At 70.3% G+C, this 22,901-nt stretch carries 18 protein-coding genes; 11 read left to right on the top strand and 7 right to left on the bottom strand.

Translation table 11 applies throughout. The features are described from left to right. Positions 1-2: 2 nt before the first annotated feature. A complete protein-coding gene (locus tag FHR33_RS31645; protein WP_183655494.1) occupies positions 3-1,064 on the top strand; it encodes an alpha/beta hydrolase family protein in 1,062 nt (353 codons plus the stop codon). Here FHR33_RS31645 and FHR33_RS31640 read toward each other — a convergent pair whose 3' ends face one another. Both FHR33_RS31640 and FHR33_RS31635 read right to left on the bottom strand, forming a co-directional pair. Then, positions 1,065-2,822 carry an ABC transporter ATP-binding protein gene (locus tag FHR33_RS31640; protein ID WP_183655492.1) on the bottom strand — a complete coding sequence of 586 codons (1,758 nt, stop codon included), beginning with the start codon at positions 2,820-2,822 and terminating at the stop codon, positions 1,065-1,067. It lies immediately after the preceding gene. Between the two features lies 1 nt (position 2,823). After that, complete coding sequence (locus tag FHR33_RS31635; protein WP_183655490.1) at positions 2,824-4,512, bottom strand: ABC transporter ATP-binding protein; 1,689 nt, start codon at positions 4,510-4,512, stop codon at positions 2,824-2,826. A 100-nt stretch (positions 4,513-4,612) separates the two neighbouring features. Here FHR33_RS31635 and FHR33_RS31630 point away from each other — a divergent pair, with 100 nt between their 5' ends. Both FHR33_RS31630 and FHR33_RS31625 read left to right on the top strand, forming a co-directional pair. Then, complete coding sequence (locus FHR33_RS31630) at positions 4,613-5,062, top strand: hypothetical protein (RefSeq protein ID WP_183655488.1); 450 nt, start codon at positions 4,613-4,615, stop codon at positions 5,060-5,062. A 73-nt stretch (positions 5,063-5,135) separates the two neighbouring features. Further along, positions 5,136-7,286, top strand: a complete 2,151-nt coding sequence (locus FHR33_RS31625) for a P-loop NTPase fold protein (protein WP_183655486.1) — start codon at positions 5,136-5,138, stop codon at positions 7,284-7,286. A gap of 7 nt (positions 7,287-7,293) precedes the next feature. Here FHR33_RS31625 and FHR33_RS31620 read toward each other — a convergent pair whose 3' ends face one another. Next, positions 7,294-7,902: a TetR/AcrR family transcriptional regulator gene (locus FHR33_RS31620; RefSeq protein ID WP_183655484.1), complete on the bottom strand. Its 609-nt coding sequence runs from the start codon at positions 7,900-7,902 to the stop codon at positions 7,294-7,296. Positions 7,903-7,972: 70 nt separating this feature from the next. Here FHR33_RS31620 and FHR33_RS31615 point away from each other — a divergent pair, with 70 nt between their 5' ends. After that, a complete protein-coding gene (locus tag FHR33_RS31615; protein ID WP_221241327.1) occupies positions 7,973-9,382 on the top strand; it encodes an MFS transporter in 1,410 nt (469 codons plus the stop codon). 59 nt (positions 9,383-9,441) lie between these two features. Here FHR33_RS31615 and FHR33_RS31610 read toward each other — a convergent pair whose 3' ends face one another. Genes FHR33_RS31610 through FHR33_RS31600 form a run of 3 tightly spaced genes read right to left on the bottom strand, consistent with a single transcriptional unit; the run spans position 9,442 to position 12,853 of the window. Further along, positions 9,442-10,182 carry a succinate dehydrogenase/fumarate reductase iron-sulfur subunit gene (locus tag FHR33_RS31610; RefSeq protein WP_183655482.1) on the bottom strand — a complete coding sequence of 247 codons (741 nt, stop codon included), beginning with the start codon at positions 10,180-10,182 and terminating at the stop codon, positions 9,442-9,444. Beyond that, complete coding sequence (locus FHR33_RS31605; protein ID WP_183655479.1) at positions 10,179-12,101, bottom strand: fumarate reductase/succinate dehydrogenase flavoprotein subunit; 1,923 nt, start codon at positions 12,099-12,101, stop codon at positions 10,179-10,181. Before FHR33_RS31605 ends, FHR33_RS31610 begins: the two co-directional genes overlap by 4 nt. Further along, positions 12,098-12,853, bottom strand: a complete 756-nt coding sequence (locus FHR33_RS31600) for a succinate dehydrogenase cytochrome b subunit (protein WP_183655476.1) — start codon at positions 12,851-12,853, stop codon at positions 12,098-12,100. The genes FHR33_RS31605 and FHR33_RS31600 overlap by 4 nt, the downstream gene beginning before the upstream one ends. Before the next feature lie 142 nt (positions 12,854-12,995). On the opposite strand from FHR33_RS31600, the gene FHR33_RS31595 reads away from it, so the two are divergent. The 7 genes from FHR33_RS31595 to FHR33_RS31565 all read left to right on the top strand — a co-directional run bounded on the left by FHR33_RS31595 (position 12,996) and on the right by FHR33_RS31565 (position 20,625). After that, on the top strand, positions 12,996-13,979 hold the full coding sequence (locus FHR33_RS31595; protein ID WP_183655474.1) for a LysR substrate-binding domain-containing protein: 984 nt from the start codon (positions 12,996-12,998) through the stop codon (positions 13,977-13,979). Then, a complete protein-coding gene (locus FHR33_RS31590) occupies positions 13,927-15,078 on the top strand; it encodes a SpoIIE family protein phosphatase (RefSeq protein WP_312895802.1) in 1,152 nt (383 codons plus the stop codon). The genes FHR33_RS31595 and FHR33_RS31590 overlap by 53 nt, the downstream gene beginning before the upstream one ends. A gap of 3 nt (positions 15,079-15,081) precedes the next feature. Beyond that, the gene (locus tag FHR33_RS31585; protein ID WP_183655470.1) at positions 15,082-16,596 is read left to right on the top strand and encodes a sensor histidine kinase; all 1,515 of its coding nucleotides are present in this window, start codon (positions 15,082-15,084) and stop codon (positions 16,594-16,596) included. Then, on the top strand, positions 16,593-17,042 hold the full coding sequence (locus FHR33_RS31580; RefSeq protein WP_183655468.1) for a response regulator: 450 nt from the start codon (positions 16,593-16,595) through the stop codon (positions 17,040-17,042). The genes FHR33_RS31585 and FHR33_RS31580 overlap by 4 nt, the downstream gene beginning before the upstream one ends. A gap of 161 nt (positions 17,043-17,203) precedes the next feature. After that, positions 17,204-17,992 carry a succinate dehydrogenase subunit SdhC gene (gene sdhC, locus FHR33_RS31575; RefSeq protein WP_183655466.1) on the top strand — a complete coding sequence of 263 codons (789 nt, stop codon included), beginning with the start codon at positions 17,204-17,206 and terminating at the stop codon, positions 17,990-17,992. 12 nt (positions 17,993-18,004) lie between these two features. Continuing rightward, on the top strand, positions 18,005-19,873 hold the full coding sequence (locus FHR33_RS31570; protein ID WP_183655464.1) for a fumarate reductase/succinate dehydrogenase flavoprotein subunit: 1,869 nt from the start codon (positions 18,005-18,007) through the stop codon (positions 19,871-19,873). Then, a complete protein-coding gene (locus FHR33_RS31565; protein ID WP_183655462.1) occupies positions 19,870-20,625 on the top strand; it encodes a succinate dehydrogenase/fumarate reductase iron-sulfur subunit in 756 nt (251 codons plus the stop codon). Before FHR33_RS31570 ends, FHR33_RS31565 begins: the two co-directional genes overlap by 4 nt. Before the next feature lie 334 nt (positions 20,626-20,959). On the opposite strand, the gene FHR33_RS31560 is transcribed toward FHR33_RS31565, so the two are convergent. Then, positions 20,960-22,888, bottom strand: coding sequence for a hypothetical protein (locus tag FHR33_RS31560; RefSeq protein WP_183655460.1), 1,929 nt, complete (start codon positions 22,886-22,888; stop codon positions 20,960-20,962). Positions 22,889-22,901: the final 13 nt, after the last annotated feature.

Below are 22,901 nucleotides of genomic sequence, written 5' to 3'. Positions count from 1 at the left end.
GCATGAAGACCCCCTATGTCGTCGCGGCGGCCCTGTCGCTCAGCCTGCTCGCCTCCCCCGCCCACGCCGAGAGCGCCAAGCCCTCTCTTCCCGAACCGACGGGGACGAAGAAGGTCGGCACGACCTCCCTCCACCTGGTCGACACCGAGCGGCGCGACCCCTGGAACCAGGAGGCGGCCGCCAGGGAGCTCATGGTCTCCCTCTGGTACCCGGCCGCCAGATCAGGAGCAAAGCGCGTGACCTACCTGACGAAGGAGGAGTCGGCCGCCGTCCTCAAGGACTTCGACGTGCCGCCCGAGTCGCTCACCGCGACCCGGGTGCACGCCAGGGTGACCGCCCCGCCCTCGCGGGCACGGCTGCCCCTGGTGCTGATGTCGCCGGGGTTCAGCTTCCCCAGGGCCACGCTGACCTCGCTGGCCGAGGACCTGGCCAGCAGGGGCTACCTCGTGGCGGCGGTGGAGCACACCTACGAGTCGGTCGCCACCACCTTCCCCGACGGCAGGACCACCACCTGTCTGGCCTGCGTCCGAGGCCAGGACGGCGAGAAGGTCGCCCAGGGAAGGGTCGCCGACCTGCGGTTCGTCCTCGACCAGCTGCTGAGGCGGGAGCTGGTCGACCGCTCCAGGATCGCGGTGGTCGGCCACTCGATGGGCGGCAACAGCGCCGCGCACGCCATGCTGGCCGACCCGCGCGTCAAGGCGGCCGCGAACCTGGACGGCACGTTCCAGCCCGTCGTGCCGAAGCTGGACAAGCCGTTCCTCATGGTCGGCAGCCCCAAGCACGTCCCCGACGGGGGCGACACCACGTGGCCGAAGTCGTGGGCGAACATGACGGGGTGGAAGCGCTGGATCACCGTGGCCGGCGCCGACCACTCCTCGTTCGTCGACTACGCCGTGCTGAGGCCGCAGCTGGGCCTGCCCGCGCCCGAACTCGACGGAGCGCGGGCGCTGCGGATCACCCGCGCTTACCTGGCCGCCTTCCTCGACACGCACCTGCGGGGCAGGGACGAGCCGCTGCTGGACGGCCCGTCCAAGGCCTACCCCGAGGTGCGGTTCTGGAAGTGATCAGCGGGCGGTCGGCGCGGGGCTGCCGTGCCAGCTGGCCCACAGGGCGGCGTAGGAGCCGCCCTCGGCCACCAGCTCGTCGTGCGAGCCCAGCTCGCTGATCCGCCCGTCCTCCACGACCGCCACCCTGTCGGCGTCGTGCGCCGTGTAGAGGCGGTGCGCGATCGCGATCACCGTGCGCCCGTCGAGGACGGCCGCGAGCGACCGTTCGAGGTTGCGCGCGGCCCTGGGGTCGATCAGCGAGGTGGCCTCGTCGAGCACCAGCGTGTGCGGGTCGGCCAGGACGAGCCTGGCCAGCGCGACCTGCTGGGCGTGCGCCGGCGAGATCGCCGTGCCGCCCGAACCGACCGTGGTGTCGAGCCCGTCGGGCAGCGACTCCACCCAGTCCAGCGCGTCCACCGCCCTGAGCGCGTCGAGGACCTGCTCGGAGGTGGCGGAGGGCCTCGCGATCAGCAGGTTGTCGCGCAGCGTGCCGCGGAAGACGTGGTGCTCCTGGGTGACCAGCGCGACGTGGCCGCGCAGGTCGTCCAGGGGCAGATCGACCAGCGACACCCCGCCGACCGTGACGGCGCCGGTGCGTGGCCCGTGGATGCCCGCCAGCAGCCTGCCGAGCGTCGACTTGCCCGCGCCCGACGGCCCGACCATCGCCAGCCGCTCGCCGGGGCGCAGCGACAGCGAGACTCCGTGCAGGACGTCGTGGCCCTCGCGGTAGGCGTAGCGCACGTCGGAGGCGGCCAGGTTCTCGCCCGCCGGCACCGACGTGCCCGCCGTACGGTCGTCGGGGACGTTGGCCACGCCCAGCAGGCGCGCCATCGCCGCCCCGCCGACCTGCAGCTCGTCGATCCACATGAGGAACCTGTCGAGCGGGTCGATGAGCTGCTGGGCGTAGATCAAGGCGGCGGTGACCTGCCAGATCGACACCCAGCCGTTGGCGTAGAACAGCCCGCCGACCAGCAGCGCGGAGACCACGGGGATCACGTAGCCGAGCTCGACCATGGGGAACCACACCGTGCGCAGGCCGAGGGTGTACCGCTCGGCCGCCCACGACCTGGAGATGTCGCCGTCGGTGCGGGCGTGCCTGCGCTCCTGCAGGCCGAGCGCCTCGATCGTGCGGGCGCCCTCGACCGTCTCGGCCAGCCCCTCGGTCATGTCCGCGTAGGCGGCGTTCTCCCGCAGGTAGCCGTCGCGCGCCCGGGCGAGGTACCACCGGGTGGAGAACCAGATGATCGGGACGGCCAGCAGCATGGGCAGCATCAGCAGCGGGCTGACCAGCAGCAGCGCGCCCACGGTGATCACCCCTGTGACCAGCGCGATCAGCGTCTCCGGCACCGCGTGCCGCACGGTCCTCGACAGCGAGTCGACGTCGCGCGAGGTCCGCGTGATCAGGTCGCCCGAGCCCGCCCGCTCCACCGTGGACAGCGGCAGCGCGAGCACCCTGTCGACGAACTCCTCGCGCAGCTCGGCGAGGACCTTCTCACCCAGCCTGGAGGAGGCCAGCACCGCGAAGCGGATGAGCACCGACTGCAGCACCAGGAACGTTCCGATGCCGACGGCCACCAGCGTGACGTTGATGTCGGTGCCGTCCTGCACGCGCTGGACCAGGCCGCCGAGCTGCCACGGCACCGCGAGCCCCGCCACGGCGGCGAGGCCGTGCAGAGCGAGGGCGACGGTCAGCTCACGCGGGTACTTCAACGTCAGCCGCCTGGCGTAGGCGCGAACCTGCGTCTGGTCGGCGACGGGGAGAATCTCCCGAGCCATCTCAGTCCTCCCCTCTCGTCACGGTCGCCGCGTAGGCGGGTTCGGTGGCCAGCAGGTCGCGGTGGGCGCCTTCGGCGCGCACCCTGCCGTCCTCCACGTAGATCACATGGTCGGTGCGGTCGAGCACCAGCGGGCTGGTCGTGCAGACCAGCGTCGTCCTGCCCGCGCGCGCCTTGGCGAGCCGCTCGGCGATGCGCGCCTCGCTGTGCGCGTCGACCGCGCTGGTCGGCTCGACCAGGATGAGCACCTCGGGGTCGGCGACCAGCGCCCTGGCCAGGCGCAGCCGCTGCTGCTGACCGCCGGAGAACTCCCTGCCCGCCTCGGCCACGTGGGCGTCGAGGCCGTCGGGCAGCGCCTCGACGATGTCCTCGGCGCAGGCGGCGTGCAGCGCCTGCCGTACGGCCTCGGCCGAGGCCTCGCCCCTGACGTCGAGCTCGTCGCGCAGCCTTCCCGCGAACAGCCTGGCGTTGTTGTCGGCGACCAGGACCCTGGAGCGGACCTCGGCCAGCGGCAGCGTGGCCAGGTCGGTGCCGCCGAAGGAGACCTCGCCCTCGCTGTAGCGCCCCAGGCGGTCGGCGATCGCGATCGCGTCCTCTGGGGTGCCGCCCGCGAGCGCGGTCAGCGTGCCGGGCCTGACCGTCACCCCGCTCGCGGCGTCGTGCAGGAGGCCGCCGTGCGAGCTCTCCTCGCCGCCCGAGACCTCGGGCTCGATCGAGAGGATCCTGACCACGCGCCTGGCGGCGACGTGGCCCTTGGTCAGCTTGTCGGCGGCCTCGGTGAGCGTGCGCATCGGGCCGATCAGGAAGACGGCGTAGCCGTAGAAGGCGACGAGCTGACCTGTGGTGATCTGGCCGCCGACGGCGAAGGAGGCGCCGATGCCCGTGACGATCGCGATGAGCACCCCGGGCAACAGGATCTGCGCGCCCTCCAGCATCGACTCGACGCCCGCGACACGCACGCCCGCGTGCCGTACCCGCTGGGACTCCTCGCGGTAGCGGTCGGCGAAGACCTCCTCGCCGCCGATGCCGCGCAGCACCCGCAGTCCCGCGACGATGTCGGCCGCCCTGGTGGACAGCTCGCCCTGCAGCTCGCGGTGGGCCTGCTGACGCTTGTGCAGCGGCCTGAGCAGCGGGCCGACGGCGATCGCCATCAGCGGCACGCCGACCAGCACCATCAGCCCCAGCTCCAGCGAGGTGGAGATCAGGATCACGGTCACCGTGACGATCGCCACGACGGAGCCGACGCCGCGCAGCAGGATGTCCATCGAGTTGCCGATGTGGGCGATGTCGGAGTTGCCGACGCTCACCACCTCACCGGTGGACAGCCGCTTCGGCAGCGTCGCGCCCAGCCTGGTGGCCTGCCTGGTGGTCACCTGGACCGTCCTGTAGGCGGCGGCCAGCCAGTTGTAGACCGCCATCCTGTGCCGCATGATGCCGGCGTAGGCCTGCACGAGGCCCAGCCCGAACAGCACCGCCGACCAGGTCATCAGATCGTCGGTGTGCTTGCCGGTGACCGCGTCGATGCCCTTGCCCAGCACGAACGGCATGAGCGCCTGCGCGAACCACCACAGGATGGCGAAGCTGATGCCCACCGCAAGGGCGCCCGCCTGGCGGCGCGCGGTCCAGAGGAGGTAGCGCGTGGGCGTGCGGATGTCAGGGGTGCCAGGGTCGGCCTGGGGTAGGGAGCGCATAGCTCGTCAAGATTGACAAAGTCCGTGCTGACCAGGCAAACCATTTTCCCCGCCCGGAGCCGCCGCCGGCACGGGTCATCCCGTGGGACGATCCCGATCTATGACCACAAAACTCATCGGAGTCGCGGCCGCCGGCGTCCTGGCGACCGCCGCCTTCGCCCCCGCCGCCCACTCCGACACCGGCCTCAGGACCGTGTACGGCTGGGCCAAGAAGTCGGGCGACTCCGCCATGATCCTCACCCCCTCCAAGGCGACGCTGGGCGAGATCGGCGAGAGCGGTCTGCCCGGCTGGCACCTGGGCAAGCGGACCGGCAAGCCTGTCAGGATCGACTACACCGAGGGCCTCGACTTCCGCCAGATCAACAAGAAGTGCGGCAGGCGGGCGGCCGGCTACCCGCACGACAAGTACACCAAGAAGGGGTTCGGCGCGGTCAGGTGCACCCCCGGCGACCTGTGGTCGCTGCTGGGCAAGGGCCGCCTGGCCGTCAGGGTCGTCTACGACCCCGCGGGCCCGATGGCCGTCAAGGTCTACGAGCTGAACCTCCCGTAGCACCCGGCCTCTGGGCGCTGATATACCCCAGAGGCCCCGCGCGGGCCTGCCCCCGAAGGGAAGGCGCGGCAGATTGATCAGCGACCGGCGGAACGAGGTGTTCGCGGAGCTCCTGACCCGCGCCCTTGACGATCCCGAGATCACCACCGCTCTGGCGGCGAACGGCGCCCCCGCGGCCAAGGAGCTGCGCGAAGCCGCGGCCGAGCAGCGCGACCGGATCCTGGGCCAGGCCAGGGCCGCCGAGGAGGAGTACGTCAGGGCCGTGGCCAGGCAGCGCGAGGACGATCGCGGACGGCGCCTGGTCGGGCGGCTGACGGCGATCGGTACCGCCTCCTCGATCGTGGTCACGCTGGCCTCGGCCGCGATAACGGGCTGGTCCACCGAGCTCGAGGCGGCCTTCGCCGAGCGCAGGCCAGTCTCCCCTGTCACGGTCGCGGGCACCGCTCTCGGCATGTTGGTGGGCATTGCCGCCATCGCCGCCATCGCCGCCTTCGTCACCTGGTGGGCCTCTGCTCTCCTGTCGGAGGGCGTGCGCGCCGGAGATCCTGCGGCCGAGGACCGCCGGCTCACGAGGACACTGCTCGTCCCGGCCGGGGTCGCGGCGGTGCTCACGGCAGCGATGCTCGGCGTCTCCGCCGAGCACGTGGTCTGGCAGTTCACGCACGGCAGACCTCCGGGCGCCGACGAGGCCACCACCTGGGGCGTCTGGGTGACACTGGGCGCTCTCGCGATCTTCGGGGGGACGTTCCTCGGCTGGTCGAGCGAGATGCTTCCCGGCATGCGCGAGGGCGAAGGAGAGCGCCTCGACGGATTGCTGACCGCCTGGCACGAGGCGCTCTACGAGAGCACGCTCGGCTTCGTCCGCGGCGAGATCAGCATCAGGACGGCCCGCCGCTACGCCACGACGCTCACCATCGGCAGGGACACGGGGCTGAGAAAGTCGCGAGGGCTGGACTTCCACGTGGACACCGAAGCCGACGTCCGGCTGCTCGTGACCAGCCAGGCGATGGACGGTGGAAGCATCGCGCTGGCAGGCCCCCGTGGCGCGGGCAAGAGCGAGGTGCTGGCCAGGTTCTGCAGACCCGACGATCCCGCCACCGTGCTGAGCGTCGAGGTGACGGCGCCCGTCGCCTACGATCGCAGGGAGTTCATGCTCCTGCTGCTCGAGACGCTGTGCGAGCGTGTGATTGAGGCCGGTCTCACCTCGGCGGAGGAGGCGAGGAGGCTGCTGGGGCGGATTCGCTACCAGCACACCCGCGCCCGTGAGGCCAACGTCGGCGTGGGGTGGGGAGGATGGGGGCTGTCGGCCAAACACGGCACCAGCCTCGCCCGCCAGCCGATGACCTACCCGGAGATCGTGCGCAGGCTCAAGGACTTTCTCACCACGGTGGCGAACGAGGTCAACCGGGCCGACCAGGGCCGTCGCCTGGTGATCGGCGTCGACGAGCTCGACAGGATCGCCCCCTCCACCGCGGCGCGCGACTTCCTCAACGAGCTCAAGGTCGTCTTCGACGTGCCGCACTGCCTGTTCGTGCTGTCGGTGTCCGACGAGGCGCTCAGGGATGCCGAACTCACGCCGCTGGACCGCCGCGACGCCTTCGACAGCGCCATCGACGAGGTCGTCCGCGTCAGCCCGCTCGACTACCGCACCGCCCTGCGACTGCTCGACAACAGGGCGGTGGGCATGCCCGCGCCCTTCGCGGCCCTGTTCTACTGCCTGTCGGGCGCGATCCCTCGCGACCTGCTCCGTACGGCGAGGGCCGCCACCGCGCTCGTCACGCCCGAGCGGCCCCGCTCCCTGACGGAGGTCACCGCCGCCCTCGTCAGGCGCGAACTGGCCCGAACCGCCGGCAGCGCACCCGCCACGGGCGACGCGCCGCAGGAGCTTCTGCAGTTCTTCCACGCCGACCTGGTGGCCGCCCACGGCGGGCTGAGCCGGCTCGCCGGGCACCTCGCCACGCAGTCCGCCGCCACTCCCGGCGCCGGTCGGCTCGGTGCGACCCTCGTCAACAGGGCCTGCTTCCTCGACACCGTGGAGCAGATCTTCGTGGACGGCCTCGACCAGGAGTCGATCACCAGGGCCGCCGAGCCGGGCTTCCCCGGCTCCTTCGCCGCCCTGGCCCGCGCGCAGCGCGAGACCGGCGTCGCGGACGTGCTGGCCAGGTCGAGCCTGGAGCAGATCAGGCGGGCGTGGGGGCTGCCCGCCGTGCCGTCCCTCGCCTGAAGGCCGATCAGATCCTGTAGACCCCGGCTCTGGCCGCCGTCGCGGCGGCCGTGGCGGCGAGGTCGGCCACGCTCTCGTCGAGAGGGTCGCCGCTGGCCAGCAGGCGGTAGTACAGCGGGGCCGAGACCGCGCGGATGACCTCATGAGGGTCGGTGCCCTCAGGCACCTCACCCCGCTCCACGGCGGCCTCCACGCATCCAGCCCACTCCTCGATCCTGGTCGCGTAGAAGCGGTGCAGGGCGGCGGCGGTGCGCTCGTCACAGGTCGCGGCGGCGATCATCGCCTTGAACAGCGCGCCCTGCCGGGGATCGGTCAGGGTCTTGACCACGAGCCTGGCGTTCGCCCTGAGGTCCTCGTCCAGGGAGCCCGAGTCCGTGCGGGGCGTGGACTGCTCGGCCATGTCGACGAGGAGGTCGGCGATCAATCCTGTGGTCGTGGACCAGCGCCGGTAGACGGTCGTCTTGCCGACCTCCGCCCTGCGGGCGACGTCGGCGAGGTCGAGGCCGTCGAGGCCGTGCTCGACCAGCGCGTCGCCGGCCGCCTGGAGGACGGCGGCGCGCACGCGGGCGGTGCGTCCACCCGGCCTGACAGTGCCATAACGGGACTCCAGTTCCATTACCGATCCTCTCGTGCTAAGTTGCTCTCAGCTTAACGGTACTAGAGACCCGTTAGAAGAAGGGCTCCCCATGTCCACGCTCACCCACGCCGAGCCGCAGATCGCCATGACCGGGCGGCAGAAGCTCGTGCTCACCCTCCTCCTCGGCGCCCAGTTCATGATCGCCGTTGACTTCTCGATCCTGAACGTCGCGCTGCCCGTCGTCGGGGAGGGGCTCGGTTTCTCCCTCACGCACCTGCAGTGGATCGCCACCTCCTTCGCGCTGGCGGCCGCCGGGTTCACCCTGCTGTTCGGCCGCGTCGCCGACCTGGTCGGACGCAAGCGGCTCTTCCTCGGCGGCATGGCCGTACTCGGACTCTCCTCCCTCATGGGCGGCCTCGCCACCTCGCCCGAGATCCTGCTGATCGCCAGGGTGCTGCAGGGGCTGGCGACCGCCGCCGTCACCCCTGCGGGCCTGGCGTTGCTCACCACCGCCTTCAAGGAGGGGCCGCTCAGGGAGCGGGCGCTCGGCCTCAACGGCGCGCTGATGTCGGCCGGATTCACCGCGGGCGCCATCCTCGGCGGGCTGCTCACCGACCTGCTCTCCTGGCGCTGGGCCTTCTTCGTCAACGTGCCCGTCGCCGCGCTCGTCCTGGCGCTGGCCCCCTCGGCGATCACCGACTCGCGGCCTGCCGTACGGCCGAAGCTGGACGTCCCCGGCGCGATCACCGTCACCGGCGGGCTCCTCGCGCTCGTCTACGGCCTCACCCAGGCCGGCGAGACGGGCTGGACCACGCCCACCACGCTCGCGGCCCTCATCGCCGGCCTGGTGCTCCTCGTCGGCTTCTGGTTCGTCGAGCAGCGGGCCGACGCTCCCCTCGTCCCTGTGCGCATCATGAAGCGGCGCAGCGTCATCTGGGGCAACACGGCAGGGCTCATCGCCTTCGTGACCGAGACCTCGCTGGTCTTCCTGCTCACCCTCTACCTGCAGGAGGTCCTCGGCTACTCGCCGCTGGCCACCGGGCTCGCCTTCGGGGTCCTGGGCCTCGGCACCGTCCTCGGCGGCACCCTCGGCGGACGCGCGGTCGGCCGCCTCGGCACCAGGGCCACCATCATCGCCGGCGGCCTCGTCCAGGCGGTCGCCACCCTCGCCCTGATCGGCCTCGGGACCTCGGGCTCCTCGATCTGGCTGCTGCTGGCCGCGACCTTCGTCGGCGGCGTCGGCAACATGCTGGTGATCGTCGGCTTCATGGTCACCGCCACCTCGGGGCTGCCCGACGAGGAGCAGGGCCTGGCCACCGGCCTGGCGACCATGACCCAGCAGGTCGGCATCACGATGGGCATCCCGATCATGAGCGCCGTCGCCACCGCCAGGATGACCGCGCTCGGCGACACCGGCGCCGAGGGAGTGCTCTCGGGGGTCTCGGTCGCGATCCTCGTCAACTCCGCCCTCGTGCTGGTGGGCGCCGTCCTGGCCGCCGCCTTCCTGAAGCGCAGGTGACGACAGCGAAGCGGGCCGTGCCTCCGGAAGGGAGGTACGGCCCGCAGTCGCGCGAGGACCTACTTGGCGTTGGCCTTGAGGTAGTCGCTGTTCATCCTGGCGATCGTGTCCAGCGGGATGCCCTTCGGGCAGACGGCCGTGCACTCGCCGGTGTTGGTGCATCCGCCGAAGCCCTCGGCGTCCATCTGGTCCACCATCGACTTGGCCCTGGCGATCCGCTCGGGCTGGCCCTGCGGCAGCAGGGAGAGGTGGGTGATCTTCGCCGCGGTGAACAGCGAGGCCGAGCCGTTCGGGCAGGCCGCGACGCAGGCGCCGCAGCCGATGCAGGTGGCCGCGTCAAAGGCGTCGTCGGCGTCCTCCTTGCGCACGGGCAGGCTGTGGGCGTCGGGCGCCGAACCGGCGGGGACAGAGACGAACCCGCCCGCCTGGATGATGCGGTCGAAGGCCGACCTGTCCACGACCAGGTCCTTCACCACCGGGAAGGGCGCGGCCCTCCACGGCTCGATGGTGACGGTGGCGCCGTCCTCGAAGTGACGCATGTGCAGCTGGCACGTCGTGGTGGCGCGCTGCTCGCCGTGCGCGACACCGTTGATGACCATGCCGCACATGCCGCAGATGCCCTCGCGGCAGTCGTGGTCGAAGGCGATCGGGTCGTCGCCCGCCAGGATCAGCTGCTCGTTGACGACGTCGAGCATCTCCAGGAAGGACATGTCGGGCGAGACGTCCTTGGCCTGGTAGGTCACCATCCTGCCGGAGTCCTTGGGACCGCTCTGACGCCAGGCCTTAAGGGTGAGGTTCACTTGTAGCTCCGCTGGCTCATCTTGACGTACTCGTACTCGAGCGGTTCCTTGTGCAGCACGGGCCCCTCGGGGGTGTGCTCCCACGCCGACACGTGGGCGAAGTGCTCGTCGTCGCGCAGCGCCTCGCCGTCGGCGTCCTGCGACTCGGCGCGGAAGTGGCCGCCGCACGACTCGGTGCGCACCAGCGCGTCCAGGCACATGAGCTCGGCCAGGTCGAAGAAGTCGGCGACGCGTCCCGCCTTCTCCAGCACCTGGTTCAGCTCCTCCGCGGTGCCGGAGACCTTGACGTCGCGCCAGAACTCCTCGCGCAGCGAGGGGATCAGCTCCAGGGCCTTGCGCAGCGACTCCTCGGTGCGCTCCATGCCGCAGTACTCCCACATGATCCTGCCGAGCTCCCTGTGGAAGGAGTCGGGGGTGCGGGTGCCGTTGACCGACAGGAGCTTGTCGATCTTCGTGCGGACCTTGATCTCGGCCTCGGCGACGACCTCCTCGTCGACCTCGCCGTACGGGCCGTTGGCCAGGTAGTCGCCGATGGTGGTCGGCAGGACGAAGTAGCCGTCGGCCAGGCCCTGCATCAGCGCGGAGGCGCCCAGGCGGTTGGCGCCGTGGTCGGAGAAGTTGGCCTCGCCGATCACGAACAGCCCCGGGATCGTGGACTGCAGGTCGTAGTCCACCCACAGGCCGCCCATCGTGTAGTGCACGGCGGGGTAGATGCGCATCGGCTGGGTGTAGGGGTCCTCGCCGGTGATGCGCTCGTACATCTCGAAGAGGTTGCCGTACTTCTTCTCCACCGCGTCGCGGCCGAGCCGGTTGATCGCGTCGCGGAAGTCGAGGTAGACGCCCAGCCCGCCGGGGCCGACGCCGCGTCCCTCGTCGCAGACGTTCTTGGCGGCGCGGGAGGCGATGTCACGAGGGACCAGGTTGCCGAAGGCGGGGTAGATCCGCTCCAGGTAGTAGTCGCGCTCGGCCTCGGGGATGTCGCCGGGGGCGCGCGTGTCGCCCGCCGCCACCGGGACCCAGACCCTGCCGTCGTTGCGCAGCGACTCCGACATCAGCGTCAGCTTCGACTGGTACTCGCCGGACACCGGGATGCAGGTCGGGTGGATCTGCGTGTAGCAGGGGTTGGCGAAGTAGGCGCCCTGCTCGTGCGCCCGCCAGATCGCCGTGGTGTTGCAGCCCTTGGCGTTCGTGGACAGGTAGAAGACGTTGCCGTAGCCGCCGGTGGCCAGCACGACCGCGTCGGCCATGTGCCGCTCGATCTCGCCGGTGACCATGTCGCGCACGATGATGCCGCGTGCCCTGCCGTCGGAGACGATCAGCTCGAGCATCTCGTGCCTGGTGAACATCTCCACGGTGCCCGCCGCGACCTGCCGCTCCAGCGCCTGGTAGGCGCCCAGCAGTAGCTGCTGGCCCGTCTGACCCCTGGCGTAGAAGGTGCGGGAGACCTGCGCGCCGCCGAAGGAGCGGGTGTCGAGCAGCCCGCCGTACTCACGGGCGAACGGGACGCCCTGCGCGACGGCCTGGTCGATGATGTTCACCGACACCTGGGCCAGGCGGTAGACGTTCGACTCGCGGGCGCGGAAGTCGCCGCCCTTCACCGTGTCGTAGAACAGCCGGTAGATCGAGTCGCCGTCGCCCCTGTAGTTCTTCGCGGCGTTGATCCCGCCCTGCGCGGCGATGGAGTGCGCGCGGCGCGGGGAGTCCTGGTAACAGAAGGACTTCACGTTGTAGCCCAGCTCGCCCAGGGTCGCGGCGGCCGAGCCGCCCGCCAGACCGGTGCCCACCACGATCACCTGGAGCTTGCGCTTGTTGGCCGGGTTGACCAGCTTGGCGCTGAACTTCCGCTTCTCCCAGCGCTCCTCGATGGGACCGTCGGGAGCCTTCGTATCGCGGATCTCCGCGCCCTCTGTGTACTTCACTTGCCGAATCCGATCATGATGGCGATGGGCGGGGCCAGGAAGCCCAGGACGATCACGGCGGAGACGGCGCCGGCGGCGAGCTTGAGCGTGCGCCGGCGGTCCTTGGCCCAGCCGAGGGTCTGGAAGCCGCTCCACAGACCGTGACGCAGGTGCAGGCCGACCATGACCAGCGCGATGACGTAGATGAGGGTGACCCACCAGCGCTCAGGCTGGAACCCGGCGATCATCCGGTCGGCCGGCGAGGAGTCGAAGCCCTTGGGGTTGACCACACCGAAGGTCAGGTCGAGCAGGTGCCAGACGAGGTAGAGCGCGATCGTCACGCCGCCCCAGCGCATGATGTGCGTGGTGTAGCCCTGCGCCTGCGACTTCTTGGCGACGTACTTCACCGGCCGCGCCCTGCCCGCGCGACGGGCCAGGGAGATCGCGGCCCACATGTGCAGCACGACGCTGATCAGCAGGATCGCCTCAAGGACGGTCAGCACCGTCCGGTACGGCACCAGCGGCTCGCCCAGCGTGCGGAGCGCGTGCGCGTACTCGTTGAAGGAGTCGTTGCCGAGGAAGATCTTGAGGTTGCCCAGCATGTGCAACGCGAGGAAGCCGACCATGATGGCGCCCGTGACGGCCATCACGACCTTCTTGCCGTTGGAGGAGCCCAGGAACCCGCCGGTCTTCTTGGGCGTTGAAGGCGGGGAAGCCTTCGCGGGAGAGGTAACCGGCGCGGTGGCGGACCCGCGCTCAATCGTGGCTGTCACGTCTTCCGACGCTAATTACGCTGCAGTTATCCGTCCAAGTCATCATGGTTCTGGTTTCGATAGCCAACGGCTATTTGTCCGGCAGGACACGGCCTGGCCCCGCGTCGGTGCGATCAATCTCACACCCCGTACGCTGTGGAAAGTGCAGCTCCAGCAGCTCGCCTACTTCGTCGCGGTGGCGGAGACGAGGCACTTCACCCAGGCCGCCGAGCGGATGCGTGTCGCGCAGCCGTCGCTGAGCAAGCAGATCAAGGCGCTGGAGACGGAGCTGGGCGCGCCGCTGTTCTCCCGCGCGAGGGGGAACGTCACGCTGACGCCCGCCGGCGAGTCCCTGCTGCCGCTGGCGCGCAGGATGCTGGCCGACGCCGACACCGCCCGCCAGGAGGTCGCCGAGCTGGCGGGGCTCCGGAGAGGCAGGGTACGGCTCGGCGCCACCCCCTCGCTCTGCGCGGGCCTGCTGGCCGACGCGCTGGCCCGCTTTCATCGTGAGTACCCCGGTATCGAGCTGCTCGTCGAGGAGGGCGGCTCCCGTGATCTGGTCAGGGCGCTCGCCAGGGGGCAGCTCGACCTCTCGGTCATCATCATGCCGCTGCAGAGCGACGACCCCGCGCTTGTGACCGAGGAGATCCTGCGGGAGAACCTCGTGGTCGCCTCGCCTTCGCACGCGCGGGTCCGCAGGCAGTACCTTCGGATCGAAGACCTGCGCGGGCGGCCGATGGTGATGTTCAGGCGGGGCTACGACCTGCGGGAGGCCACGCTGGCCGCCTGCAGGCAGGCGGGGTTCGAGCCCAGGTTCGCGGTCGAGGGCGGCGAGATGGACGCCGTGCTTCGCTTCGTCGAGGCCGGCCTCGGCGTGGCGGTGGTGCCCTCGATGGTGCTGGACGGGCGTCCAGGGCTGACCGGCATCCCGCTGGCGCCGCCCGGGCTGCGCCGGACGATCGCCCTCGCCCACAGGAAGGACGTCGAACCGACCAGGGCCGCGCAGGCCTTTCGCGCTACCTTGCTCTTCTTCCTCGCGGAAGCGGAACATGGGGGCGAACTACCCCAAGGTGTCGAGCTCATCAGAGGTGTACGTGACAGCACACGGCCTGCCAGAGATGCCGCCCCTGCTGCTGATCGAGGATGACGCGGGCGACGCCTTCCTGGTCGAGGAGCTGCTCCAGGAGGTGGAGAAGCCACCCACGATCACCTGGGCGCGCAGCATCGCCGAGGCCAGACAGCGCTTCAACCGCGACATCCAGTGCGTGCTCGTCGACCTGTCGCTGCCCGACGCCGACGGCATGGAGGCGCTGCGCGAGGTACTGGCCATGGCGCCCGACGTCGCCGTGCTCGTGCTGACCGGGCTCAACGACGCGCACGTGGGCATCGCGGCGGTGGCCGAGGGCGCCGAGGACTTCCTCGTCAAGCAGGACGTCGACGCCCGCCTGCTGGCCAGGGCCATCCGCTACGCCATCGAGCGCAAGCGCGCCGACCTCGCCCACCAGCGGCTCATCCAGTCGGAGCTGACCAGCAGGGAGAACACCCGCCTGGAGTACGGCCTGCTGCCCGTGCCGCTGCTGCCGCAGGGCCCCGTCGCCCATCAGTGCCGCTACCTCCCAGGACGGCAGCGCTCCCTGCTGGCAGGCGACTTCTACGACACCGTGCAGGGCTCCGACGGCGCGATCCACACCGTCATCGGCGACGTGTGCGGGCACGGCCCCGACGAGGCGGCACTCGGCGTGGCGCTGCGCATCGCCTGGCGGACGCTGACGCTGGCGGGCATCCACGGCGACGAGGCGCTCCAGACGCTCGACACTGTGCTCAAGCACGAGCGCAGGTCACCGGAGATCTTCACCACGCTCTGCACCGCCACCATCGACCCCTCGCTGCGGCACGCGACCATGCACCTGGTCGGCCACCCGCCACCCGTCCTGATCAGAGAGGGCCGGCTCGACGTGGTGCGAGGCGGGCCTTCGGGTCCGCCTCTCGGCATCTTCCCCGACGTCGCCTGGCGCGCCATCGACGTGCCGCTCGGCGAGGAGTGGTCGATGCTCCTCTACACCGACGGGCTGACCGAGGCGACCGTCGGCGGCGGGCCCGACCTCCTGGGCACCGACGGGCTGCTGCGGATCATCGACGAACACGGCGGCATCGACCTCGACCGGATCATCGACAGGGTGACCGAGATCAACAGGGAGGCCCTCTCCGACGACCTCGCCGCCGTGCTGATCTCCAGGAAGGGGTGAGCGATGGCCCGCCCTCGACCGCTGCCTCCGCCCAACCCGCCCACCGGGTACGGCAGGCTGCCCATCGGCCGCTGGTTCATGTTCGCCGGGATCGTCGGCCTGCTCGTCCTGGTGGCGGGGGCGACGCTCACCACCGGCACGCTCGCGCGACTCTCCGAGGCGCGGCACGAGGTGATCGACGTCGTGGACCCCGCCGCGCTGGCCACGCTCGACCTGTCGGTGGCCCTGGCGGCGCAGGAGGGCGCGGTCAGGAGTTTCGGCCTGACCTCGGACCGCCAGTACCTCTCCGCCTACCGGCAGGCGCGGGCCGACGAGGACCGCGCCGTCGACCGCGTCGCCGGGCTCGTGCCCGGCCACAGGCTCGAGGCCATCAGGCGGGCGAGCGCCGCGTGGCGCGCGCAGTACGCCGAGCCCGTCCTCGAGGGCGCGGCCCTGACGAGGGAGAACGCGAAGGTCAACAGCGTCAGGTTCGGCGAGGTCAGGGCGGCGCTCAACATCCAGCGCACCCATCTCGAGTCGCTGCACGCCTCCAGATCCCAGCAGCTGGAGCAGCGGGCCGGCAGCTTCACCTTCGCGCTCGGCCTGCTGGCGGCCGTCCTGGTGGGGGTGCTCATCCTGCTCGGCGTGATCGTCAGGCACGTGGTGCTGCGCCCCGTGGCCGAGCTGACCTCGCAGGTCCGCGCGGTCGCCCAGGGCGACTTCGACCGCTCGCTCAAGGTCGACCGTCCCGCTGAGCTGTCGGAGCTGTCGGGCCACATCGACGCGATGCGCCGCAGGATCCTGGCCCAGTGGCGCGCCTCGGAAGAGCAGGCGCAGGAGCTCCGGCGCTCGAACGGCGAGCTGGAGCAGTTCGCCTACGTGGCCAGCCACGACCTGCAGGAGCCGCTGCGCAAGGTCGCCAGCTTCACCCAGATGCTGGAGCAGCGCTACGGCGACCAGCTCGACGACAAGGCCAAGCAGTACATCACCTTCGCGGTCGACGGCGCCAAGCGGATGCAGCTGCTCATCAACGACCTGCTCGACTTCTCCAGGGTCGGCAGGGTCGGCGCGGAGAAGGTGCCGCTCGACAGCGCGCTCCCGCTGGCCGACGCGCTGCACAACCTCGCCGTGCGGGTGGAGGAGTCGGGCGCGGACGTCTCCCACGGCCCGCTGCCCGAGGTCGTCGGCAACAGGACCCAGCTCACCCAGCTCTTCCAGAACCTCATCAGCAACGCGATCAAGTTCAGGGCCGACGAGCCGCCGACCGTCCGCATCGAGGCGCGCGAGACGGGGGACGACATGTGGGAGTTCTCCTGCCTGGACAACGGCATCGGCATCGAGGAGAAGTACGCTGACAAGGTCTTCCTCATCTTCCAGCGGCTGCACACCCGCGACCGCTATCCCGGCACGGGCATCGGGTTGGCCCTGTGCAGGAAGATCGTGGAGTATCACGGGGGCAGGATCTGGTTGGACAGTCAGGAGCGGGAGGGCCACGGCACCACCGTGCGGTGGACTCTGCCAGGCAGGAGCCATGGATGAACCACGCGAGCCCCCTCGACGTGCTGCTCGTGGAGGACGACCCGGGCGACGTGCTCCTGACCCGAGAGGCCTTCGAGCTCAACCACGTCCGCACCCGCCTGCACGTGGTCAACGACGGCGAGGAGGCCATGGCCTTCCTGCGCAGGCAGGGCGGCTACGCCTCGGCTCCCAGGCCGGACATGATGCTGCTCGATCTCAACCTGCCGCGCAAGGACGGCAGGGAGGTGCTGGCCGATGTCAAGGGTGACCCCGATCTGCGCAGCATCCCGATCGTGGTGCTGACCACCTCGGAGGCCGAGGAGGACATCGTCCGCAGCTACAGCCTGCACGCCAATGCATATGTGGCGAAACCGGTGGATTTTCATCAGTTCATCCGAGTTGTCCGCCAAATCGATGATTTCTTTGTCGGCGTGGTTAAGCTCCCGTCCTTGGGGCAGCGCTTCTGACAGTGGGGTGACAGGAATCACATGCGGCCATCGAAAAAGTGAGTGACCCTTCTCACAAAACCCGATGCCGCCGTCGTAACGTATCCCCCACCAATGCGCGAGAGGCGAGTGATTCCACCACCCTCGCAGCAGCCATTCCGCGGGAGGTGGAGAGATCCGCGATGACCCAGACGACCCCTGAACCCCAGGTCAGAAGACAACGCGCACAGGTGAAGGTGCGCACGTTCCGCACGGACCGATGGTGGCTCGCCCCGCTGCTGACCTTTTTGGGGCTGGCCTCGTTCCTCGTCTACGGCGTGTGGGCCGTATTCGACCCGAGCATCTACATCGAGCCTTACATCGCTCCGTTCTCCTCGCCGTGCCTGGCCGAGGCGACGTGTCCCGAAGGTGCGCGCCTGTTCGGGTGGGCCCCGATCGGGGACTGGTACACCTTGCCCGCCGGCCTGCTGATCCTCGGCCTGCCCGGTGGCTTCCGGTTGACGTGCTACTACTACCGCAAGTCCTACTACCGCTCGTTCTGGCTGTCCCCGCCCGCCTGCGCCGTCCAGGAACCGCACGGCAAGTACACGGGCGAGACCCGCTTCCCGCTGATCATCCAGAACATCCACCGGTACTTCTTCTACGGCGCGATCGTCATCGGCGCCGTCCTCACCTACGACGCGATCCTCGCGCTGATCCACAAGCCACTCGGAGTCGGCACCTGGATCCTGCTGATCAACGCGGCCCTGATCGTGGCCTACACGCTCTCGTGCCACTCCTGCAGGCACATCACCGCCGGGCGGCTCAACCACTTCTCCCGGCATCCGGTGCGCTACAGGGCCTGGACGTTCATCTCCAAGCTCAACGCCAAGCACCAGCCGCTCGCCTGGGCGTCGATGTTCTCGGTGATGGGCGCGGACTTCTACGTCCGTCTCGTGGCCAAGGGCATCATCAACTTCCCGTACGCGTAAGGATCCCAACAAGTGGAAATCGAGCGTCACGAATACGACGTCGTCGTCATCGGCGCAGGCGGCGCGGGTCTTCGGGCCGCCATCGAGGCTCGTCAGCAAGGCAAGCGCACCGCCATCGTGTGCAAGTCGCTGTTCGGCAAGGCCCACACGGTCATGGCCGAAGGCGGCGCGGCCGCGGCCATGGGCAACGTCAACTCCGACGACAACTGGATGGTGCACTTCCGCGACACCATGCGCGGCGGCAAGTTCCTCAACAACTGGCGCATGGCCGAGCTGCACGCCAAGGAGGCTCCCGACCGGGTGTGGGAGCTTGAGGCGTGGGGCGCGTTGTTCGACCGCACCAAGGACGGCAAGATCAGTCAGCGCAACTTCGGCGGGCACGAGTACCCCCGCCTGGCGCACGTCGGCGACCGGACGGGACTGGAGCTGATCCGCACCCTCCAGCAGCGGGTGGTCGCCCTCCAGCAGGAGGACTACGAGACCCACGGCGACTACGAGGCCTACATCAAGGTCTTCGCCGAGTGCACGGTCACCCGCCTGCTCAAGGACGGCGACGCCATCTCCGGTGCCTTCGGGTACTGGCGCGAGACCGGCAACCTCGTGCTCTTCGACGCGCCCGCGGTCGTGCTGGCCACCGGCGGCATCGGCAAGTCGTACGTGGTGACCTCCAACTCCTGGGAGTACACGGGAGACGGGCACGCCCTGGCCCTGCTGGCGGGGGCGAAGCTCATCAACATGGAGTTCATCCAGTTCCACCCGACCGGCATGGTGTGGCCGCCGTCCGTGCGCGGCATCCTGGTCACCGAGTCGGTCCGCGGCGACGGCGGCGTGCTGCGCAACTCGCTCGGCGAGCGCTTCATGTTCAACTACATCCCCGAGGTGTTCAAGGACAAGTACGCCACCACCGAGGAGGAGGGCGACCGCTGGTACACCGACCAGGCCAACAACCGCCGCCCTCCGGAGCTGCTGCCGCGTGACGAGGTCGCCAGAGCGATCAACTCCGAGGTGAAGGCGGGACGCGGCTCGCCCCAGGGCGGCGTCTTCCTCGACGTGTCCACCAGGCTCCCCGCCGCCGAGATCATCAAGCGGCTGCCGTCGATGCACCACCAGTTCAAGGAGCTGGCCGACGTCGACATCACCACCGAGCCCATGCAGGTGGGCCCGACCTGCCATTACATCATGGGCGGCGTCGAGGTCGACGCCGACACCGGCGCGGCGGCCGTCCCCGGCCTGTTCGCGGCGGGCGAGGTCTCGGGCGGCATGCACGGCTCCAACAGGCTGGGCGGCAACTCGCTCTCCGACCTGCTGGTGTTCGGACGGCGAGCGGGCGCGGGCGCCTCCGCCTACGTCGACTCCCTGCCCTCGAGGCCCGCCGTCTCCCAGGAGAGCGTCGACAGCGCGAGGGCCGAGGCGCTCGCCCCGCTCGAGCGCTCCGGCGAGAACCCCTACGAGGTCCACGCCGAGCTCCAGCGGACCATGAACGACCTGGTCGGCATCATCCGCAAGGCCTCGGAGATCTCCGAGGCGCTCGAGGTCGTGGAGAAGCTGAAGGAGCGCGTGCACCTCGTCGGCGCGGCCGGAGGACGCATCTACAACCCCGGCTGGCACCTGGCGCTCGACCTGCGCAACATGCTGCTCGTCTCCGAGTGCGTGGCCAAGGCCGCGCTGCTGCGCGAGGAGAGCCGAGGCGGGCACACCCGCGACGACTTCCCCGGCATGAACCCCGAGTGGCGCCGCAAGCTGCTCGTCTGCTCCGCGACCGAGGACGGCTCCGCCGTCACGGTCGAGGAGAAGATCCAGCCGGGGATGCGCGAAGACCTGCTCGCCCTGTTCGAGGTGAGCGAGCTGAAGAAGTACCTCACCGACGAGGAGCTCTCATGAGTTACAAGGCGAAGTTCAAGGTCTGGCGCGGTGAGGGCGGCGAGGGCAAGCTCGAGGACTTCACCGTCGAGGTCAACGAGGGCGAGGTCGTCCTCGACATCATCCACCGCCTCCAGGCCACCCAGGCGCCCGACCTGGCCGTACGGTGGAACTGCAAGGCGGGCAAGTGCGGCTCGTGCTCCATGGAGATCAACGGCAAGCCGCGCCTGGGCTGCATGACCCGGATGTCCACCTTCACCGAGGACGAGACCATCACGGTCACCCCGATGCGCACCTTCCCCGTCATCAAGGACCTGGTGTGCGACGTGTCCTTCAACTACCAGAAGGCCCGTGAGGTCCCCTCCTTCACGCCACCCGCGGACGTCAGGCCGGGCGAGTACCGGATGAAGCAGATCGACGTGGAGCGCTCGCAGGAGTTCCGCAAGTGCATCGAGTGCTTCATGTGCAACAACGTCTGCCACGTCATCCGCGACCACGAGGAGAACAAGCCGGCCTTCTCCGGGCCCAGGTTCCTCATGCGGATCGCGGAGCTGGACATGCACCCGTACGACGTGGCCGACCGCAAGGAGTCGGCACAGAAGGACCACGGGCTCGGGTACTGCAACATCACCAAGTGCTGCACCGAGGTCTGCCCTGAGCACATCAAGATCACCGACAACGCGCTGATCCCGATGAAGGAGCGCGTGGTGGACCGCAAGTACGACCCGCTGGTCTGGCTCGGCAGCAAGATCTTCCGCCGCCCGAGCAGCTGACGCCCTTCCCGGGGCCGTGCCCCCACGGCCCCGGGGAAGCTCGTCCAGCCGCCGCGCACCTGCACTCAGATCCGAACCCTCGCCACCGCACCGCACCTGCACCCCGATCTGAACCGCCGCCTCCACGCCGCACCTGCACTCAGGTCCGAACCGCCGCCTCCACGCCGCTGCCCGTGTCTGAGCCCCGGTTCGTACGGCTGTCGCATCCCTGGCGCCGCCCACCGTCGCCGGCTCGCGCCCCTCTCCGTGCGCTTCCCCAGCAGGACTTCGCTGCCCGCCGCAACGGCGAGCCGTCAGACCGCCACCGCGACGAGCCGTCACACGCTCACCGCGATCAGAACTCGCGGTGGTCGCGATCCTCCCTCATCGGCACGATCGACGTCCGGTCATCCTGCGAGACCTCGTCGTCCCTCCGCGCATCGCCGTAGCGCGAGGGATCACTGGATGCCGTGGCGTCGCCGTATGGCGTGGCGTCGCCGTGCGGGGACGCCTGGCCGGATGTGGGGACGTCGTCGTGCTGGTGCGCATCGCCGTAGTGCCGGGCGTCGCTGTGCTGGGAGGCCTCGCCGTAGCGCGAAGCGTCACCGTGCTGGGAGGTTTCGCCGTAGCGCGGGGCGTCGCCGTACTGGGAGGCGTCGCCGTAGCGCGGGGCTTCACCGTACGTAGGGGCGTCGCCGTACTGGGAGGCCTCGCCGTACTGGGGGGCGCCGTACTGCCATGGCTCGGCGTCGCTCGGCTCCACGCCCAACGGGGCGGATGCCACCGGATGCCCCGGGTGCGGCTCGTCGAAAGGAGCGTCGCCTCCGGGCGGGATGTCGCCCAGCGGCGGCTGGTCCGGGGCCACCAGCGGCTCGAACAGGTCCCGGTACTCCCGGCCCTCCGCCAGATGCCCCGAAGAACCCGCGCCGCTGTCAGCCACTTCGTCGCGGTAGCCCGGCGCGCCGCCGACCAGTCCGTCCTGGTCATCCGCAGCGCCGCCGTCAACCGGCCCGGCCAGGAAGCCCGCCGCGCCGCCCTCCGCCAGCCCGCCGCGGTAGCCCGCCGTGTCGGCCTCCGCCGACCCGTCACGGTAGGCCTGAACGTCGTCTTCGCGTCCCACGTGCCCCGTCATCAGGTCCGAGGGAAGAGGGTCGTCGCCCGCCACATGGAACTCCCGCGGCTGGAAGGCGTCGAACCGCTCGGCCCGGGGCTCCTCGTGCTGGAGGTGCTCCCGCTGCGCGTAGTCGTCCTGCGGGCCCGCCTGCTGGTGTCCCGCGTGCGTGTAGTCGGGCTGCTCGTATCCCGGCTGCGGGTAGTCAGGCTGCGTGTAGGCGGGTTCGGTGAATGCGGGCTGCGTGTAGGCGGTCTGCGGCTGTCCGGGGTGCTGCGGGTAGCCGGGGTACTCGGCCGTCTGGCCCTGCTGGCCGTACATCGCCGGGTCCTGCGGGAAGGGCTGCTGGTAGACCGGCGCGTACTGCGCGGGCCCTCCGGGGTAGGTCTGCACAGGCACGAAGCTGATGATCGGCGCGTAGGCCGGAACCGCGCCCGCGAAGCCCGGACCCGCCGGGTAACCGTACGGCTCGGGGGCGCCGTCGCCACGGTGCCTGCCGGGCGCCTGGGGCCCCGCCCTGCGGACGGCGGCGGCGTGGGCCAGCCTGCGTAGCCTGCCCTCGAAGATGAGCACCGCGAACAGCGCCAGCAGCACCAGCACCAGCGCCGGGATGCCGAGCTTGCGGCTGAGGTCGACCTGGTTGTACTCGGGCGCCGCGTTGCGCACCACCAGTTGCTCGGAGTCGGTGGGCTCCGTGCTGGGCGTGCCCGTTCCCGTGTCCTGCGCGGTGCTGGGATCCTGCGCCGCGGGGAAGGAGAACGTCGGCTCGAGCTCGGCGGTGGTGGGCGGCGGGACAGAGGAGGCGGTCGGAGCCACGGGCGGCGGCTGCACCGGCTGTTCCTGCGTCACCGGCGGGGTCGTCGGCGCCGGAGTGGTCTTCTCCGGCTCGGGCGCCTTGCTCGTCTTCTTCGCCTGCGTCGGGGTCACCGTGGTCGTCACGGTGGTCACCGGGTCGGTCGGGGTCGGCGTCGGGGTGGGGAGCGTGGTGGTGATCGTGACCGTGGTGACGACCTCGGTGGGTTCGCAGGTCTCGCCCGCGTCACACGGAGGGACCACGTCGCCGGGGTCCGGATCCCTGGCCACCACCGACGCGCTGGCGACCTGACCGATGAGCGGAACTGCCGCGAGAACCACGCCGCCGCTGATGCCCAAGGAGAGCAGAAGGGCGGACACGGCTGTCAGTCGC

Origin of the sequence: Nonomuraea dietziae (genome assembly GCF_014195505.1) — a bacterium.
Lineage (GTDB): Bacteria > Actinomycetota > Actinomycetes > Streptosporangiales > Streptosporangiaceae > Nonomuraea > Nonomuraea roseola.
Note: the sequence above shows the minus strand (reverse complement) of the source record. Positions and strands in the feature narration are given on the sequence as shown.